The organism is uncultured Dysgonomonas sp. (assembly GCF_900079725.1).
Classification (GTDB): domain Bacteria; phylum Bacteroidota; class Bacteroidia; order Bacteroidales; family Dysgonomonadaceae; genus Dysgonomonas.
Genome location: NZ_LT599032.1, coordinates 625,465 through 643,677 on the forward strand (window position 1 = coordinate 625,465; position 18,213 = coordinate 643,677).

The 18,213-nt window shown below is 39.6% G+C and carries 15 protein-coding genes and 1 tRNA gene; 6 read left to right on the forward strand and 10 right to left on the reverse strand.

All coding sequences use genetic code 11. From position 1 onward, the window contains the following. The first annotated feature begins 2 nt into the window (after positions 1-2). From QZL88_RS02720 to QZL88_RS02735, 4 genes are all read left to right on the forward strand, one after another. A complete protein-coding gene (locus QZL88_RS02720) occupies positions 3-1,418 on the forward strand; it encodes an efflux transporter outer membrane subunit (protein WP_296938486.1) in 1,416 nt (471 codons plus the stop codon). Positions 1,419-1,968: 550 nt separating this feature from the next. Continuing rightward, positions 1,969-2,820 (forward strand): GNAT family N-acetyltransferase, encoded by an 852-nt coding sequence (locus tag QZL88_RS02725; RefSeq protein WP_296938487.1) that lies wholly within the window; start codon positions 1,969-1,971, stop codon positions 2,818-2,820. Between the two features lie 69 nt (positions 2,821-2,889). Beyond that, positions 2,890-3,429 (forward strand): hypothetical protein, encoded by a 540-nt coding sequence (locus QZL88_RS02730; RefSeq protein WP_296938488.1) that lies wholly within the window; start codon positions 2,890-2,892, stop codon positions 3,427-3,429. Continuing rightward, on the forward strand, positions 3,426-3,680 hold the full coding sequence (locus tag QZL88_RS02735; RefSeq protein WP_296938489.1) for a hypothetical protein: 255 nt from the start codon (positions 3,426-3,428) through the stop codon (positions 3,678-3,680). The genes QZL88_RS02730 and QZL88_RS02735 overlap by 4 nt, the downstream gene beginning before the upstream one ends. A gap of 25 nt (positions 3,681-3,705) precedes the next feature. Here QZL88_RS02735 and QZL88_RS02740 read toward each other — a convergent pair whose 3' ends face one another. Beyond that, positions 3,706-5,415: a SulP family inorganic anion transporter gene (locus tag QZL88_RS02740; protein WP_296938491.1), complete on the reverse strand. Its 1,710-nt coding sequence runs from the start codon at positions 5,413-5,415 to the stop codon at positions 3,706-3,708. A 249-nt stretch (positions 5,416-5,664) separates the two neighbouring features. On the opposite strand from QZL88_RS02740, the gene rbr reads away from it, so the two are divergent. Further along, on the forward strand, positions 5,665-6,243 hold the full coding sequence (gene rbr / locus QZL88_RS02745; RefSeq protein ID WP_194226083.1) for a rubrerythrin: 579 nt from the start codon (positions 5,665-5,667) through the stop codon (positions 6,241-6,243). A gap of 73 nt (positions 6,244-6,316) precedes the next feature. On the opposite strand, the gene QZL88_RS02750 is transcribed toward rbr, so the two are convergent. Then, complete coding sequence (locus QZL88_RS02750) at positions 6,317-7,438, reverse strand: glycosyltransferase (RefSeq protein WP_296938492.1); 1,122 nt, start codon at positions 7,436-7,438, stop codon at positions 6,317-6,319. Between the two features lie 281 nt (positions 7,439-7,719). Here QZL88_RS02750 and QZL88_RS02755 point away from each other — a divergent pair, with 281 nt between their 5' ends. Next, positions 7,720-8,841: a peptidoglycan bridge formation glycyltransferase FemA/FemB family protein gene (locus tag QZL88_RS02755; RefSeq protein WP_296938494.1), complete on the forward strand. Its 1,122-nt coding sequence runs from the start codon at positions 7,720-7,722 to the stop codon at positions 8,839-8,841. Positions 8,842-8,886: 45 nt separating this feature from the next. On the opposite strand, the gene QZL88_RS02760 is transcribed toward QZL88_RS02755, so the two are convergent. From QZL88_RS02760 to QZL88_RS02795, 8 genes are all read right to left on the reverse strand, one after another. After that, a complete protein-coding gene (locus QZL88_RS02760) occupies positions 8,887-9,135 on the reverse strand; it encodes a hypothetical protein (protein ID WP_296938495.1) in 249 nt (82 codons plus the stop codon). A 48-nt stretch (positions 9,136-9,183) separates the two neighbouring features. Then, positions 9,184-10,632 (reverse strand): two-component regulator propeller domain-containing protein, encoded by a 1,449-nt coding sequence (locus tag QZL88_RS02765; RefSeq protein WP_296938496.1) that lies wholly within the window; start codon positions 10,630-10,632, stop codon positions 9,184-9,186. 125 nt (positions 10,633-10,757) lie between these two features. Beyond that, positions 10,758-10,831: transfer RNA gene (locus QZL88_RS02770), tRNA-Ala, on the reverse strand. Positions 10,832-10,887: 56 nt separating this feature from the next. Then, on the reverse strand, positions 10,888-11,829 hold the full coding sequence (locus QZL88_RS02775) for a hydrogen peroxide-inducible genes activator (protein ID WP_296938497.1): 942 nt from the start codon (positions 11,827-11,829) through the stop codon (positions 10,888-10,890). A 17-nt stretch (positions 11,830-11,846) separates the two neighbouring features. Continuing rightward, a complete protein-coding gene (locus QZL88_RS02780; RefSeq protein ID WP_296938498.1) occupies positions 11,847-12,515 on the reverse strand; it encodes a YggS family pyridoxal phosphate-dependent enzyme in 669 nt (222 codons plus the stop codon). Positions 12,516-12,524: 9 nt separating this feature from the next. Beyond that, the gene (locus QZL88_RS02785) at positions 12,525-12,980 is read right to left on the reverse strand and encodes a DUF4494 domain-containing protein (RefSeq protein WP_006799468.1); all 456 of its coding nucleotides are present in this window, start codon (positions 12,978-12,980) and stop codon (positions 12,525-12,527) included. Between the two features lie 335 nt (positions 12,981-13,315). Next, positions 13,316-14,044 (reverse strand): helix-turn-helix domain-containing protein, encoded by a 729-nt coding sequence (locus QZL88_RS02790; RefSeq protein WP_296938500.1) that lies wholly within the window; start codon positions 14,042-14,044, stop codon positions 13,316-13,318. Positions 14,045-14,687: 643 nt separating this feature from the next. Beyond that, complete coding sequence (locus tag QZL88_RS02795; RefSeq protein ID WP_296938502.1) at positions 14,688-17,939, reverse strand: S41 family peptidase; 3,252 nt, start codon at positions 17,937-17,939, stop codon at positions 14,688-14,690. Positions 17,940-18,213 lie beyond the last annotated feature (274 nt).

Sequence of the window (18,213 nt, forward strand, 5' to 3'; positions counted from 1 at the left end):
CAATGATGAGAAAACATATAAAAGGTGTAGTTCTGTTGGGAGTAATACTCTCAATAGGCCTCACATCCTGTGGAGTTCTGAACAAGAATAAATACAAATCCCCCGAAGTGGATTCAGCAGACATGTTCAGAGGAGAGAATCCAACGGATACTACTACTATAGCAAATATCCCATGGAGGGAATATTTCAGCGACCCCGCTCTTCAGGCATTGATAGATGAAGGTCTTACCAACAACTATGACCTGCGTCTGGCATATAACCGTATCCAACAGGCCGAAGCCGGACTATATATTGCCAAATCGGCATATTTCCCTACTGTTGCTTTAGGGGCTCAGGTTACACATACACAGAAAAGTATCAGCAATGGCAAGGAAAGGGTACTCGGTTATAATGGCGGCGACCAATGGGCGCTGGGTTTTGTAGTACAATGGGAAGCTGATATCTGGGGTAAACTGAATAGCAAAACAAAAGCTCAGTATGCTAACCTTGTTAGTACACATGCATACCGTAATCTTATTCAGACATCTCTGGTTGCCAATATAGCTACCACCTATTACTCGCTGCTGGCACTCGACGAGCAGTTGAAGATTACATTGGAAACGATTGAATTGCTAAAGGAAAGTACTGCAACAATGCAGGCCATGATGCAAGCCGGACTCCTCAATCGGGCCGGTGTAAAGCAAAGTGAAGCTTTACTCTATAGTACTCAGGTTAGTGTGCCGGATCTGCAAATGCAAATCAATCAGTTGGAAAATTCCCTTAGCCTGTTATTAGGACGTAAACCGGGACCTATCACAAGGACAGCTATTGACAACCAGGCAGTACCAGCCGAACTAGAAGTTGGTATTCCGGCTCAGATGTTGGCAAAACGCCCGGATGTATTGCAAGCCGAGATGGGATTCAGGTATGCGTTCGAGATGAAGAATGTAGCTCAACGGTCTCTGTATCCGTCTTTGACCCTAGGAAGTTCTTCTTCGGTAGGATTCGCATCCAATACACTTTCACAGTTCTTCAAACCGACAAACATTCTTGCTAATATCGTAGGTGGACTTACACAACCTATATTTGCAGGGAATCAGTTAAGAGGACAATATAAGATAGCTAAAGCTCAACAGGAAGAAGCATTACTTACTTTCGAACAAACAGTATTAACTGCAAGTCAGGAAGTATCGAATATTATGTTTACATACGAAACTTCACTCCGCAAGAATGAAGACCGTGCTAAACAAGTAGATGCTCTTTCCCTTGCGGTGGGTGATACCCAACAGTTACTGAAAGCCGGTGAAGCTAACTATACAGAAGTGCTACAGGCAGAACAAAGTTTACTGCAAGCACAACTTGGACAGGTAAGCGATAAACTTGAACAACTACAGGCATCTGTAAATCTTTACAGAGCACTTGGAGGAGGTATCGAGTAACAACAATCTGATAACATTCTTATTTATGAAAGAGGATACTTCCACAGGGAAATATCCTCTTTCTTTTATTTCATTTTTGGGGGAATACTTTATCTATGTATATAGCTGATAACTTTTAGGTATTAGCAGATAGCTCTTTGAAAAGTTTTAAGTAATAAGTAAAAAGTCGACAGGCGAAAAACAAGAAAAAGTCGTTAGTTTGTGTCAGGTTTGTCAGATTTTTATACAGTGTCCTTCGTGTAGACCTTTGTGCCCTTTGTGGTAAGGAGTTTTTAATCATTAAGTACACAAAAAGAAATCACAAAGGGCACAAAGGTGGAAAAATCCGTTACGTTTGTTACTTTTTTGAAATAGTTACAGGTTACTGCGCCCTTCGGGCAGTTACAAGTTACGGGTTGATGGCTGTTTACTGTTTACTGAAAAGTGTCAAGTTTGTAAAGTTTCAGATTCTCTGAAATATTTGATGCGGTTAGTATGACAGAAATAAATAGTTGCCGCTAAGTTGAAAAAAATAGCTATATTAGAAGTGAAATAATAAGGAAATAAAGGAATGGAAATAAAATCTCTTAGTGAAACTGACTTCGGTGTCATATTCCATGCTTTTAATCAGGCTTTTGCCGATTACGAAATTCAACTGGACAGGCAACAACTCCGGACGATGGTAAAAAGGCGGGGTTTTAATCCCGGTTTATCTTTTGCTGCATTTGAAGGAAATGAAATCGTAGCTTTTACGCTTAATGGAACAGGAAATTTCAACGGAATTGCAACAGCCTACGATACAGGTACGGGCACATTGAAAGGATACAGGGGAAAGGGTTTGGCTACAAAAATCTTCGAATACTCGATTCCTTTCCTAAGGGAACAGAATATCAAACAATATTTACTCGAAGTTTTACAACATAATACAAAAGCTGTATCTGTTTATAAAAATATAGGGTTTGAAGTAAGCCGGGAGTTTAATTATTTCAGACAGGAAAACGAAAAGATCAAGAATGATATTAAAACTTCCGATATACCCTGTTCGATAAAACAAATCAATATCCGGGATTTTGACTTCCTGCCGGATTTCCGGGATTTTTATCCATCATGGCAAAATAGCTTCGAATCCATCAACAGAGCGAGTAACGATTTCGTGAGTCTGGGTGCATTCATCGAAAATAAATTGGCCGGATATTGCGTATTCGAACCTGCTTCGGGAGATATTACCCAAATAGCGGTTGATAAGCAATGCAGACGCGAAGGAATAGCCTCGCTGCTACTGAAAGAAGTAGTCTGCTTAAACAAAAATGATGCTGTAAAAGTTATAAATACAGATATATCATGTAGCTCGATTACAGCGTTTCTGAAATCAAAGAATATAGAGATTACGGGGATGCAGTATGAAATGATAAAAGAGATGTAACCCCCTAATCTTGAACGACACAAGCAACTAGAGATATATAGTTATTAAGGATTCCAAATATCTTGGATTATGAAAATATATATTGCAATATTTTACTGTCTCCTCTTTTTTTCATGCCATAGTTCAAACGATACAGAAATTGCTCAGGATAAAGTAGAAGATTATCTGACAAGGATACAAAAAACAGGGAACTATGAGCCAATTCTTTACGGAGAATTGGATTCATCATTTACATCGGTAAAAGAAACGGAACTGTATAAAGAATACGATCAAAGACGGGGAGCTTTCGAGGCTCTTGAAATATTAAAGAGACAACACCCTGATATATTTTCGGACGAAGAGTCAAAATCCAATATAGAAAAAGGAAAATATTATCAGGTAATTTGTGACTCTTTGGAGTCAGTATTTGTTGCAGAATTTAACGGATGGAAAATACAGCATATTTATAAATTAAAAAATGACAAGAATGAATTAGTTGTAAATAACTATATTTTTTTCTTAGATAAAGATTTACAAACAGTTATTAAAAAAGAACAAGTATACCGGAATTTACCTTTTAAGACTTATAATCAGAATACTGACTATTATGGAATAAAAAACAAACAATGATAAATAAACAGAAAATAAAAATATATCTGCGATATCCGGATATTGACTTTTTAGCCCGTGCAGGCAAAAAAGGACATAAGGCGCTATTAAGTGATGAAGATTGGTTTCTTATAGACAATTTAGTTCAAGATATTCACTTAATGAAAAATAATTTAGTTTCCGATAAAATGAGAGCCGAAATAGAACGCAGGGTCAAAGAATATACTGAAGGTGATAGCGAATTGGCACTAAAGCTTTCTTTAGTAAAATAACAAAATCGATATTATTGCAATCTATCTATTCCTGATTTCCTGCCTCACTGAGAATCTCATTCGCCCGGGCTATTGCAATATTGATATTATCGCATATATTCATCTCACCTATCATAGTAGGTATATCTGAAGTTTCTATCATGGCGTGCACCTTGAACCTTACCCCCGACAAAATAACCTGTATGCCGTCTTTCATTGACTTCTGACAGAGGCTTTCCAGATTATGCAGTCCAGTGGAATCTATAAACGGAACTTTACGCATCCGTATAATGCGTATCTTCGATTTATCTCCAATTACACGCATGCTTTCCTCAAACTTGTTGGCAATGCCGAAAAAGAAAGGACCATCGATCTCATAAACCTCTACCCCCTCAGGCAGGGTAAGGATTTCTTCATCCTGGGTAAATTCGCTTTCATCTGTCAAATCCAGTTCGTTCTTTATGACAGAGACATGTGTTACCTCGTTGATTCGTTTCATAAAGAGTACCACAGCCAGTAATAAACCCACCTCGATAGCAATGGTAAGGTCGAATATTACCGTCAGGAAAAATGTTATAAGCAATACTGCGACATCCGATTTCTGATTTCTCAGCAGAGCTTTGAATGTACGCCACTCGCTCATATTATATGACACAATAACCAGTACTCCGGCAAGGCATGCCATCGGTATATATTGAGCCAAAGGCATCAACAGAAGCAGAATAAGCAATAAGACAACGGCATGGATTATACCTGCCACCGGTGTCCGTCCCCCGTTATTGATATTCGTCATAGTGCGCGCAATGGCACCGGTAGCCGGAATACCGCCAAACAGAGGGGTAATGATATTTGCGACCCCTTGTGCAATAAGTTCGGTATTGGAATTATGTTTTTCTCCTCCTATTACACCGTCGGCCACTGTAGCCGACAATAACGACTCAATAGCTCCGAGAAGGGCGATGGTGATCGCGACAGGAAGTAAGTCGGTAATGGCTGCCATATTGATATCAGGCATTACAGCATCAGGCAGTTCCGCATTTATTCTGAAGCGGTCGCCAATAGTATCTATAGCGTTTATTCCAAAATATGTTTTCATGAAATAAACGATGGCTGTAATCAAGATAATGGCGACAAGCGAACCCGGCACTTTTTTTACTATACGTGGCGTAAGCACAATTATCAGTATACTGCCTATACTTACAGCTGTGTTCCACCAGTTGATAGTATCGAAATGCTTAATGTATATAATCCATTTTCCGATAAAATCTCCGGGAACTTTCTCCCCGCCGAAGCTGAGTCCGAAAATGTCGGCAATCTGTGTAGTAAAGATAGTGACGGCAATACCACTGGTAAAACCGACTATGATAGGATACGGGATAAACTTGATGATCTTCCCTAATTTAAAAATACCTAACAATACCAGAATAACCCCTGCAATAATAGTAGCAATGAGTAACCCTTTTATACCATGCGTTTGCACTACCCCATAGACAATAACGATAAAAGCGCCCGTAGGTCCCCCTATCTGTACACGGCTACCTCCCAGAAAGGATATGATAAACCCGGCGATAATAGCCGTGATTATACCTTGTTCAGGAGTTACACCCGACGCAATACCAAAAGCCAGAGCCAGAGGCAGGGCAACAATACCAACAATAAGACCTGACATGAGGTCGTTTATGAATTTTCCTTTATCGTACGTCTTCAGTGAAATAAATAACTGGGGCGTGAAATCTTTGAGAAGATCTTTTTTCATATCAAAACAAAAAACACTATTAACTCACATTAATAATCAGTTCGCAAACATACAAAATACTAATAAATAACCGGTTATTAGAATATAGAAACGACTAGTTTAGAATGCATCTAATTTACTTATTCAAAACAGGTTATTGATTACGTATTTTTAAGGTGACAAAGTTACAAAATGATTTGGTTTCATTTCTTTTGATTGATAATAATTATTAATTTTGTAAAAACTATCAATTTAAACTATCAAAAAGTTATGGAAAAAAGTATCAAAGGTACTGAGACCGAAAAGTGCCTGTTAAAATCATTCGCGGGAGAATCTCAAGCTAGAATGCGTTACACAATGTTTGCCAGCCAGGCGAAAAAAGAAGGTTTTGAACAAATCGCAGCTATCTTCCTAGAAACTGCTGATCAGGAAAAGGAACATGCAAAACGTATGTTCAAATTTCTTGAAGGAGGCATGGTAGAAATCACAGCGATGTACCCTGCCGGTAAGATAGGGACAACTGCCGAAAACCTTATAGAAGCCGCAGCCGGAGAACATGAAGAGTGGGCTATTGACTATCCTGCTTTTGCTGAAATAGCAGAAAAGGAAGGCTTCAAAGAAATAGCCGTAATGTACCGCATGATAGGTAAAGTAGAAAACATGCATGAAGACCGCTATAAAGCTCTTCTTGCCCGCGTGGAAAGCAATGGTGTATTTACCCGCGAAGAAGCTATCGACTGGCAATGCCGCAATTGTGGATTCGTTATCAAGAGTAAAATGGCTCCAAAAACTTGTCCGGCCTGCCTGCATCCACAAGCTCACTTCGAACCATTGAAATGGAATTTCTAAGTAAAAATCAGCGATAAACGAAAAGCCTCAGAATATATCTGAGGCTTTTCTCTTTATCGGGGAAGTTATATCTTCAGCTTTGCAGAAACTTGATGTAATTATAAATCGCATTGAACGGATTCTTGCTTCTCTTGAGCGGAACAGTCCTGTATAAATCAAGGAATGCGCCCATATGTCGTTCTAAGGTATACGAATTTGCATATTCTACCTGCTGTTCAATGAATGAAGTATCCTCATAGAATCTATTAAGATTTTTCTCTACGACTTCTTTCATATGCTTAGCATCGAAATTATCCCAGAAAAAAGCGTATTTATTACCGACTTCGGGCAAACTTGTATATCTGGACGAGAAAACCGGCTTACCAAACAACATGGCCTCAATAAGCGGTAATCCGAACCCCTCAAATTTGGACGGGAAGAGGAATGCTTCACAATTTCTGTACATCCAGACCTTCTCTGCAGCACTGATTGGACCTGTAAGAAAAACATTACAGATCTGCTCTTGGGCTATACGCGTTTCAATATATTTTGCATATTCGAATGTATTATCACCACTTATATATAGATTATACGCAGGCATGAGCTTCATCATATCTAGCAACACATGAAAGTTTTTCTTCTCTAAGACCTGTCCTATTGTAAAAAAGAATTTCCGGCTCGAATCTATACTTTCCGGCCTCACGGCTTCATCATCAGCAATACTTCGTTTCCCCACATAGTTCAATAGAACAGTTTTTCCTTTCAGATCGATATGTTGTTCGAGTTCGCTGATCGTAAAATAGGATATGGCTGTAATAATATCGGCAATATCCAGTATCGCCTGTTGCCTTTTCAGCTTCCTTTTTGCCTTAGCTGTACCCCTTTCGTACAGGAAGTTCAAGTCATGTACGCTGATTATCCTTACTGTATTGCTGTGCAATGAGATAGTTTTTACCTGCTGGGTTATACTGTGCCATATGTCATAATGTGGCAGTAGAAAAGGATATACCTTGTAATTACGCTTATATTCAAGGTATTTTATATTATTTCCAAACTTATTGATATATTCTTTGGGTACAAGAAGTGTTATATCCAAATCCTGTATTTTTTCTGGATTATCCTTAAAATAGTTACCGTAATTCAAAGCCAGTTGTCCGAAACCGTTGTTGAGGTATGCCAGATATCTTAAATCGATTAAAATACTTCTTTTTTCCATAGTTATTATTTACAAAGGTCAAATGTAGTAAAAAGCGATTAGCTATTAGCCTTTATAAATAGGATAATAATAAACAATCCCCGCTTCGTAGCCTCCTTTATGGGGAGGATGGTAAGGAACAAATCTTTAATATGATATTAACAACAAAATCACAACCTATTCTCTGAATTTTGCTAGATACTTGGAGTAATGGCTCCCCAATCGTTAAATAAAGGTAGATACCAATACTTAGATTGTTTATCCTCTTTATATTGGCTATCTTTGCGGCTATTTTGTAAATTATGACTATCGATATATTAGAAAAAGCTACACGGGATATTAATAACACGCCCATTGTACAACAAACTGCCTTTTGGTCGGAAGTGAAAACTCATCAGGGATTAGAAACTAAAGCCTTCGATTTTAAGGTGAAGAACCGTGATATATATACCAATGTGGGAGGTCATTCGTATACCTATGCAGATTTACTGGTATTACAGAAACCCCTCGATTCGCAATATAGTATAGCATATGTACCATACGGGCCGGAAATAGAACCCTCTGAAGAATATCAGGGCCGTTTTTTGGAAGAATTATCGGAAATTATGCGTTCATATTTGCCGAAAAGCTGTATTGCAATACGTTACGATCTCAATTGGCAGTCCCACTGGTGTGATGAGAGTTATTTTGATGAATCAGGCCTGTGGACAGGGCCTCCGGATAAGAAATTCCAGGAATTCAATTTAAATTACAATACAATAGAGTGGAACCTACGCAAGAGCAATTCGGACATTCTGCCATCTACAACGGTTTTTCTGGATTTATCCCTTTCGGAAGAAGATATGCTGATGCAAATGAAGCCTAAGACGCGTTATAATATACGGTTAGCCGAAAAGAAAGGTGTACGTGTATTTCAAGCCGGCATGGATAAAATATCCGTCTGGTACAAATTGTATAAAGAAACAGCACTGCGCAACGGACTTTTTATAAATGATATCGAATACTTCGTTTCAGTACTTACGGCGCGTGCGGATGATACGTCTTCTCCTGCCCATGTAGAGTTGCTGATAGCAGAGCACGAAGGAGAGCCTCTTGCCGCAATATTCCTGGTAATGTCGGGACACCGGGGGACATATCTGTATGGCGCCTCGTCGTCACATAAGCGGAATTATATGCCTGCTTATGCCTTGCAATGGGAAGCAGTAAAGATAGCTAAAGCAAACGGTTGCACGGAATATGACATGTTTGGGGTATCTCCCGGACCGGACAGATCACATCCGATGTATGGTCTTTACCAGTTTAAAACCGGATTTGGCGGAGAGCTGTTTCATCATTTGGGTTGTTGGGATTATTTGTTGGACGAGGAAAACTATAAATACTTACAGATAAGTGAGATGAATGCACAAGGGTACTATTTATCATAATAATTAATCTTACAGGATATACTCTTTATATTAATTACTCAATAGTTATTCAATGTTTTTCCTCTTAATCCACTTAATTCCAAATAAAATCAAAATACTAACTAGCACTATAATGAACATTTGCCCTATAAAATGTCCGAGGGTTAATCCTGTTTCATAATCATTTAATTCTCCTGAGAACATTTTTATCGGACCAATAATATTCCCAATAACTTCCGGCAGCCTAATTATCTCTGTAATACTAATAATAAATGCGAAGATCAGGAAAATAATACCAAATATTTTTTTTATCATTTCAATACAATTTTTCAGGTATATACCTTTCGTTTATCAACTATTGATTCACCGATTCATCCATATCACACCATTATATGTTGCAATCCATTTATTACCTTCACGGTCAAAGGCTATAGTGCTGACATAATTATCAGGAATAAATGAATTAGAGCTATCATATATCTCCCAATCATTTTTTTCAAGACGTACTAAATATTTACCCGTGCAAATCCAGACTATTTCATCATTCTCCCCTTCAAACTTTATATCAGAGACTGTAGGATTCGGTAATTCTGAGTTCTTCATCGTGTAAACAATCCATTTATTATCAGGGGTAATTTTGACTACACCACCTATATTATCATGTTTATCTGTACTTACACCTATCCATATATTTCCCTGTTTGTCACCGGTTACCATTCTCCCTCCGTCTGCAGGCATCTTTGAATTCTTACTCGTATATGTTTTCCAGTTTTTACCATCAAAGAATGATATTCCTTTATCTGTTGCAACCCATATATTACCGGATTTATCCCGGTATACACCACGTGTTGTATTACTTACCAATCCGGAATTACTTACAGTATATTCGCTCCATTTTCCATCAGTAAACTCGTAAAATCCATTGAATCCTGTTATCCAGACCGTATTATCCTGTACTTTTATTTTACCAGATCTTTTAATGGGTGAATTTGTACTGTCAATAATACTCCAATTCTGCCCATCATATACTTTAATTTTAGACATTGTTTCCGTCCAGATTCTATCGTCTTTATCAACTGCCAAATCCCACGTGACTGTATGTCCGCTTTGATTACTTTCCAGACCGCTATTATCAGCGTCGAACACTGTCCATTTTTCTCCATCAATTTTCACGATCCCTCTGTCTGTACCAATCCACACATTTCCTTTACTATCAGTTTCGGCACTCCAGCAAAGATTGTCAGGAAGCATTGAATTATCGAAGGTATATAATTTCCATGTTGAATTGGTTTTCTCAACCTTCATAACTTTAGGATTATTTGAGGTGTTCTTGTTTTTTGTATTTTGAGGTAGATCATATAATGGATTTCGTTTATCCGTTATTTCATGTATTCCCAGATTATTATCCATACCTAAACGTCGTACTTCAGCTTTACCATTTTTGAAAGTTATGTGAACTATCGCACATACAGAACTCATATTCCCCGTCCACTTGGTTGTTTCAATGACTTTACTTAGATTAAACTCCTTAGTTGGAATATTAGTTTTATTGTCTGCACTTATCAGACAAGCCTTTCCGTTCTTGTCAACATATATTTGCATCATCAGTATACCTTCAATCTTGGATAGAGAATGCCTTTTCAACAGAGACGTTAACAAGTCCTCATTCGAAATACGCGCTGAAGTTATCTTACTTTCTAATCCAAAAGCTTCGATTTTGCAATTATCAAATTTCTCCGGAAAGATGTTTTGAGCATGCATTACTCCTATAACCAGAGTAAGGAATAGAAATATGGATATGATCTTTTTCATTATAGTATTTTTTAACTTAAGGCTTGTGGTGTCTACTAAAATAAGTATAGAATATTGTAATGGGCTTGTCGTTTATAGGCCAAATATAGAAATCCCCACATTATATGCAGGGATTTAATCTTCTGTGGAGAATATCGGACTCGAACCGATCACCTCAACACTGCCAGCGTTGCGCTCTAGCCAGATGAGCTAATTCCCCGAATCGGATACAAAGATAATATTTTTTGTTATCCAATTATACTTTTACAGAAAATCTTAGATATCCACCACAAACTTTTTCAGTTCAAGGTTCAATAACGGCTGAGGTACAGACTGTTTTATCTCGGAGACAATGATGTCGAGTACCCGTTCGCGTAAGAATTCCTTACGGGTAACAAGACTCACCTCGCGCACAGGCGATACCCCTTTCAAAGGGCGTACGTTGCGTCTCTGCTTTTCATTCAGTTCCTCTATCGCCATTTCAGGGATTATGGTCAGCCCGCTGTTATTGTCTACGATATTGATCAGGGTGCTGATGCTTCCTGCTTCGTATGAGAAGAGCGAATGAGAACTCTTGCGCTTACGCATATTGCATATACGCAATATTTGCCCACGGAAACAATGTACTTCTTCGAGTAACCACAGGCGGTTGATATTCAAATCTTCCTCCTCCAGTTCTTTCTTGGCATACAGCGATGTTTCACGAGGCGAAACATAAGCATAGAACCGTTCATAATAAATCGGATGCTCCGTGATCTTTTCGTTTTTAAGCGGAGTGGCCAGTATTGCACCATCCAAAGCCCCATTGAGAAGCTTTTCTATAATCTGTCCTGTAGTGGTCTCTTCTATTACCAATACAATATCGTAGCCATTCTGATCATGCACCTGCATCAGCTTAGGCAGCAGGTAAGGAGCAATGGTAGGGATAATACCCAGTTTGAATACACCTTGCACTACACCTTTTTCTTCCTGGATGATCTCTTTTATTTGTTTCACCTGTGAAACGATTACCCGGGCCTGATTAATAATTTGCGTGCCTATTACTGTAGGCTGAACTGGCAGTTGGCTGCGGTCGAATATCTTTACACCCAACTCATCTTCCAACTTCTGAATCATCATACTCAGCGTAGGCTGGGTAACAAATGAAGACTCTGCTGCTTTAGCAAAGTGGCGGTGATTATCCACTGCTATAATATATTCCAGTTGCTGTATATTCATTTTCTTTATATTTTGTGTTAATATTCGCGTTCTCCAAAAATAGATGAGCCTACCCTTATCATTGTAGACCCTTCTTCGACTGCTATTGTATAGTCTCCCGACATACCCATTGATATTTCAGAGAAGCAATCATCCTCTGCAAAATAGTCTTTTTTTATTTCATCGAAGAATAATTTTAAACTTTTAAATTCTTCTCTGATTTGCGATTCCTCTTCGACATTCGATGCCATGCCCATTACTCCTCCAATATAAGCAAATTTATAATCTTTCCATTGGTTTCCCGATAAGAAACTTCGGCATTCTTCAAAAGAAAACCCAAACTTGGCTTCTTCCTGCGCAATATGAATTTCCAGTAAACAGCAAATCCGTTTTCCGATACGGGCTGCGGACTTCTCTATTTCGGTCAGCAGTCTCCAGCTATCGACACTGTGTATCGTATGCGTATAAGGTATAATCGACTTTACTTTGTTCGTTTGCAGATGTCCTATAAAATGCCATTCTATATCCTGTGGCAGCAAGGGATGCTTTTGGCTGATCTCCTGCATCCGGCTTTCTCCAAAAATATGCTGACCGGCATTATAAGCCACCCTGATAGCATCAACAGGATGGAATTTAGATACTGCTACCAGTTTTACATTTTCCGGTAAACGTTCCTTTATGGTATGTATATTTTCGGATATGCCCATTCTGTATATTTATACAAGAACTATTTTTTTCTTCTGGTCTTCCGAATAAGGGAATACATCCATTATCATTGTTTCACTCAGGGAGGCTATGGCATAATCGGCCAAAGTACCCTCCATGCCTTTTTCTACAACTTTCAGCGCCTCCTTCAGGTCCGAAGCCTGAGCCAGCATGTTTACGGCCGTTTTCTTCTCCGTGCCACTCTTTTCGTCCAAAGAGATAAACATCACTTTAGCTTTGAAGAAGCGGTCGCCATTGTCGTTAAAAAACAACTCGGACAATTTAGCGCGTTTAATATCCGTGATGGTAAATTCACCTGTTATATAAGGTTTTATTTCTTCTATGATACGTGCTTCTGCTTCTGTAAATGATAGAGCATCTACAAGATAAGGTTCTGTAACTTTTTTCTGCATGCCGTTTTCCAGCATTTTTTCGTAGCTTACCTTGCATTCAAACCAATTGTGCATATACTAATGTATTGTTATTATTAAAATCTATAATTTGTCGTTGCAAATTTAACAAATTTAATTTATAAAATCTATCATACAATAAAAGTTCTCTATTTAATTGATTTAAATATTGTTATAATTCGTATTCTTTGTACATACATACATATATAATCTATGTTGGCTGTATGTTTTATTTACTATATATTATAATTTGTTTTTAGCCGTTAGCTCTAGTTATAGCGTAAGTTACTCAATACTTATTTCTTTGGAACTTACTGCCTGTTAAAACCTGACAAACTTGACAACTTTTGCACTATTTCTATATTTCGACTCATAACCTTTTATCTTTCAACTCAATCCGTTCTCGATGTATATCCCGGCGGCAGAATTGGATAAGGATTCAGCCTAGGCTTTTCTACCAGAGCGGCAGATGGTTGCGTGACAGGAGGCTGTTCTGCCGCTTTATCCTGTTTGTCCACCTGCTCACTTTTCTCTTTTAGTTCTTCACTTTTTGTTTTCCGTTCTTCATTTTTCACTTTATCTTCCTCTTCCAGTTTCCTGTCCACAGCCGCCACTATCTCCGGATCGAGCGCACCGCCCGAACGGAAGCCGTTCTCCTCTAATATCATCAGTTGCCGTCTGGTTTCCTCGTCCTGTACCTCTATGATCAAGGGACGTTTTTCCTTGCTTTCCAATCGTTGCTGCTCTTTCCTCCTTTCCTCACGGTCGAGTACGTACTTTATCGCGCGGATGCTTGGCGGGCAGAATTTCTTCTCCACTACGCGGCATTTCTCCACATCCTCCACCGGATTGTTCTTGTCAGGGACGTATGTGATTTTTTCTTTTTTCTGTACATACCCTTCAAGTAATTGTTTCAGCCCGATACGGGCATTTACTATCAGCACTTCTTCCCTGCGGATAAAGGCTTCTTCCACTTCTTCCTTAAATTCCGGTTTATTCTTTTTCCAGTCGTAAAAAGTCTGGCGACTGATCCGTAATATTTTACATATTTCAGATACTCCGTAAAGATCTTGTTCAATCATTTCTACAATGCGTTCGGCGGTTTTGTTGTTATATTTCATAATGTTAAAGGTTTGCCCCTCTCATTCTCCCCACAAGGGTAGGCTACAAAAAGGGTATTGTTTGTTAATATACTATTTATAATAGCTAATAGCGATCAGCTTTTTAGTATAGATAAATGATTTGGATTTTGATAATATGAATTCGTAGTAATGTTATTAAAATATTGTTATATAAAAAACGTTGGATTTGTTCTAACGCGCCATCCGGCTCGTTTTCTTAACTTTTTCTTGATAAAAAGTTACAAAAATCAAGGCTGCATCCCCCGGTGACCCAAAACCGCAGCTCCGGTGGGGCAAAATAATACGGAATCATCTATAGCCGGATTATCAGCCGGGTATAGCAGCTACCGTATTTTGCCCTACACCTCCGCTTTGCGGATTGGGTGCCCCGCCTGAGGGACGAGGCCGGGATCGCGATGCGGCGACAAGACAGAGGCTCTTCATGCTTTAGCCCCACGTGCGTCAGCCGACTCGTAACTCGTAACTGCCCGCAGGGCGTAGTAACTTGTAACTAAAAAACGAATAATTTTATACTACAATAATCGCTTTAATGGCAAATTAGCACCAATTTAGCAGATACAAAAAAGCAGAGTCACAAATTTTCATTTGCGACTCTGTAATTACAATGTATAGTAATTATTCCTTATTTTCCTTGTAACAGGACTTCCACTGCTTTTTCCAATTGGCTGTCCTTCCCTTGTAATGTAGAAGCAGGATCATTATATATTTCAATATCCGGCTGTAATTCCTGATTTTCCAGATACTGCCCGCGCATATCTTTCACTGCTACCTGCGGAATACCGAAAACAATACCCGGATCGATCTGTGATTCCCACCATACTGCGGTCATCGTTCCGGGAACAGGCGTTCCTATTAGCTTACCTACTTTCAGTTCTTTATACAGCCACGGGAATCCATGCGCATTCGAATAATTATCTTCACACATCAATACGGCTGACGGTTTAGTCCATTTATTATACGGGTCACTGCCTATATATTGCCCGCGAGGCTCGAAACGCTGATATTCTTTTCCACTGAGGAGAGTAACCAGATCGTCGTGCAACCAGCCACCCCCGTTATGCCGTGTATCTATCACTACAGCATCTTTGTTGCGGCAACGGCCTAGTAATTCGGAATATACTTCCCTGAAACTGTCGCTATTCATGCCACGCACATGTACATAACCGATTCTTCCGTTCGATAGTTTATCTACCATCTGACGACGCTGCTCTACCCAACGCTTATAAAGCAGGTTATTTTGTTCACCGTAAGAAACGGGTTTTACCCATTCTTCTATCTCACTACCCGATTCGGATGTTTTAAATGTAAGCAGCACCTTTTTTCCGGCTTTTCCTACCAGCAAAGGATAATAATCCTGTCCCTTCACTATCGGCTTGCCGTCTATCTTCAATATAATGGTCCCCGCTCCTATTTTCGTATTCGCATTGGTTAATGGTCCCTGACTAATGATTTCCTTAATCTTGATACCATCTCCCGGATAAGTTTCATCGAAAAACGCTCCCAGAGAAGCCGTAGGCATCGGAGAACCCTGACCGAAACTTCGTGCCCCTGTATGAGACCCGTTTAGTTCACCCAGCATTTCCGACAACATTTCGGCAAAATCATTATTGTTATTGATATGAGGAAGAAAACGTTCATAAGCAACTTTATAGCCATCCCAATCCACACCATGAAGGTCTGTCACATAAAACTTGTCTTTAACCTGCTTCCAGGCATGGTTGAAGATATAGCTGCGTTCCTCTTCTGGCTGGTATTCAAACTGCGCGTTGATTTTGATAGGAGTCACGGTTCCGTTTTCCATATCTATTTTCTTGAGCTGACCGCCTCCCAGCAACAGGATATTCTTCCCAATGCTATCTGTATTCAATTCGCCCGCTCCTGCTTCTTTTACCAATATCTTAGACGACTTATCTTTCAAGTCATACACCCACAAATCATAACCTTTCTCGAAACTGGTCAGGTAATAAAGTTTATCACCCTTTTTATTGAGCATGGCATCTGCCAGAGACGAAGAATTCGGCGTCAGGCGGATAACCCAGTCCCGTCTGTTATCCAGATTGAATTTCAGAGGTTTCACTTCTTTATCTTTCTTGTCATCCTTCTTATCATCCTTCTTTCCCTTGCTGTCTTTCTTATCCTTATCTTTTCCCTCTTCTTTTTTCTTATCTTTCTTTTCCAGCTCTTCTTGCAAAGCAAGTTCTTCTTTGCTCATCCTGAACTTGTCGTATGCTTCCCCGTCGAAGAACATGATGTATGCATCCATGTATGCGCCCCAACTGCCATGACTGCGGTATCCGGCCCTGTCAGAGAACCAAATCATAGCTTTCCCGTCTTGTACAAAGCGTGGGTTAGCATCGCTATAGCCGCTCTCTGTCAGATTGGTGAGTTCCCCGCTACCGTCCGCTTTTACCAAAGCCGCATCCGTACTGTTCCAGCCTCCTATACCTATATACTGGGTCAAAAGCCATTTACTATCCGGTGCCCACCTGAACCACTGGTCCCCATCAGCGTACGAATAATTGAACTTACCATCCAGTACTGTGCGTATTTCTTTACTGGCCAGATTTAACACCCGCAAAGTCGTGCGATCTTCGAGATATGCTATCTCCTTTCCGTCTGGCGAATATAATGGCTGAAAAGAGGCCAAAGTGGAATTTGTCAGTTGTTCTTCTTTAAAATCCTTAGCATAAACGAAAGATTCGTCTTCTTTGTGTGTGAGTGTAGACTGATATACATTCCACAATCCGTTCCGCTCGGCAGCATACAATACCGAACGTCCGTCCGGACTGAAAGACACATTGCGTTCCTGTTCCGGCGTATTGGTTATCCGTCTTGTAGTACCGTATTCCACAGAAGCAACAAACACATCGCCGCGTATCACAAAGGCAACTTCTTTTCCACTCGGTGAAACAGCCATTTCTTTTGCTCCCGTAGAAAAATTGATATATTTCAATTTATTTTCCTGATTGTCGGTAGCAATCTGAATGTTCACCTTTTGAGGCTGCTGCCCCTCATTCATCGTATATATTTCACCATCATACGAAAAACAAAGCTTTCCCTGCTTACTCGATGAAAGAAAGCGTACCGGATGTTTTTCCATACTCGTAAGTTTTACAGGTGTAGATACGTTCAAACCGCTTTTATAAATATTAAACGATCCGCTTTGCTCACTCAGGTAATAAAAGTTTTGTCCGTCCGCAGCCCAGACCGGGTTACGGTCTTCTCCCCTGAAAGTCGTCAGTTTCTTATATGTTCTTTCACCACTCAAATCACACAACCACAAATCGCGTGTTATAGACGATTGGTGGTGCTTACGCCACGGGTCTTCATATCCTTTCCTGTCGTGGTAAAGGATCTTTGTCCCGCTGGGGTCGATGGATAAATCTTCCATTGTCAGCGATGAGAATAAAGACGGACGCCCTCCCGATGTATTAATCTCATAAATCTGAGCAAATAGCCCTGATGGGAACTCTCCGTCTTTTACATCCTGTATGATACTGGCCGAATAAAGCAATCGTTCATTATCGCGGAAAGCAACCGGATATTCACCCGCGGAGTGTGTAGTCAGACGCCGGGGTGCACCTCCTTCGGCCGACACGAGATATACATCAATGCTGCCCTCCCTGTCGGAAGCAAAAGCAATACTTTTGCTATCGGGCGACCATACAGGGCGGGTATCGTATCCCGGATGAGTCGTGATCTGCAAGGCACGACCTCCGGAAGCGGATACTTTATAGATATCTCCCTTATAACAAAACGCAATCTGATTACCATCCGGAGATATTGCGCAATACCGTAGCCACAAAGGGGGCTCCTGCGCTTTCAATCCGACTATGAAAAAGAGGAAAAAAGCAGTAAATAAAAGTTTTCTCATAATATTTTAATTAAATAAGTAATAATAAGCATTTGACTCTGTAGTAATCCATTATCTCCAATAAATATCATAGCATTGAAATAAAATAATAAGAACGCTAAACCTGAATATCCTATATTTTAACGTATCAAATATAGCTAGATACTAGCTATATGACGAAAGAAAAACGAAAATGTTACAAAAAATTATTCAGGAAGGGAAATACAGGATAAATGGAATCTGTTATTTTGCAGGAATAAAGCTTCCATCCTATTTTATCAAATTATTTCAGATT

Bases quoted from the DNA above. Each gene is read 5' to 3' on its own strand.
- QZL88_RS02720 (WP_296938486.1), top strand. From the start codon at position 3: ATGATGAGAAAACATATAAAAGGTGTAGTTCTGTTGGGAGTAATACTC.
- QZL88_RS02725 (WP_296938487.1), top strand. From the start codon at position 1,969: ATGGAAATAAAATCTCTTAGTGAAACTGACTTCGGTGTCATATTCCAT.
- QZL88_RS02730 (WP_296938488.1), top strand. From the start codon at position 2,890: ATGAAAATATATATTGCAATATTTTACTGTCTCCTCTTTTTTTCATGC.
- QZL88_RS02735 (WP_296938489.1), top strand. From the start codon at position 3,426: ATGATAAATAAACAGAAAATAAAAATATATCTGCGATATCCGGATATT.
- QZL88_RS02740 (WP_296938491.1), bottom strand. From the start codon at position 5,415: ATGAAAAAAGATCTTCTCAAAGATTTCACGCCCCAGTTATTTATTTCA.
- rbr (WP_194226083.1), top strand. From the start codon at position 5,665: ATGGAAAAAAGTATCAAAGGTACTGAGACCGAAAAGTGCCTGTTAAAA.
- QZL88_RS02750 (WP_296938492.1), bottom strand. From the start codon at position 7,438: ATGGAAAAAAGAAGTATTTTAATCGATTTAAGATATCTGGCATACCTC.
- QZL88_RS02755 (WP_296938494.1), top strand. From the start codon at position 7,720: ATGACTATCGATATATTAGAAAAAGCTACACGGGATATTAATAACACG.
- QZL88_RS02760 (WP_296938495.1), bottom strand. From the start codon at position 9,135: ATGATAAAAAAAATATTTGGTATTATTTTCCTGATCTTCGCATTTATT.
- QZL88_RS02765 (WP_296938496.1), bottom strand. From the start codon at position 10,632: ATGAAAAAGATCATATCCATATTTCTATTCCTTACTCTGGTTATAGGA.
- QZL88_RS02775 (WP_296938497.1), bottom strand. From the start codon at position 11,829: ATGAATATACAGCAACTGGAATATATTATAGCAGTGGATAATCACCGC.
- QZL88_RS02780 (WP_296938498.1), bottom strand. From the start codon at position 12,515: ATGGGCATATCCGAAAATATACATACCATAAAGGAACGTTTACCGGAA.
- QZL88_RS02785 (WP_006799468.1), bottom strand. From the start codon at position 12,980: ATGCACAATTGGTTTGAATGCAAGGTAAGCTACGAAAAAATGCTGGAA.
- QZL88_RS02790 (WP_296938500.1), bottom strand. From the start codon at position 14,044: ATGAAATATAACAACAAAACCGCCGAACGCATTGTAGAAATGATTGAA.
- QZL88_RS02795 (WP_296938502.1), bottom strand. From the start codon at position 17,939: ATGAGAAAACTTTTATTTACTGCTTTTTTCCTCTTTTTCATAGTCGGA.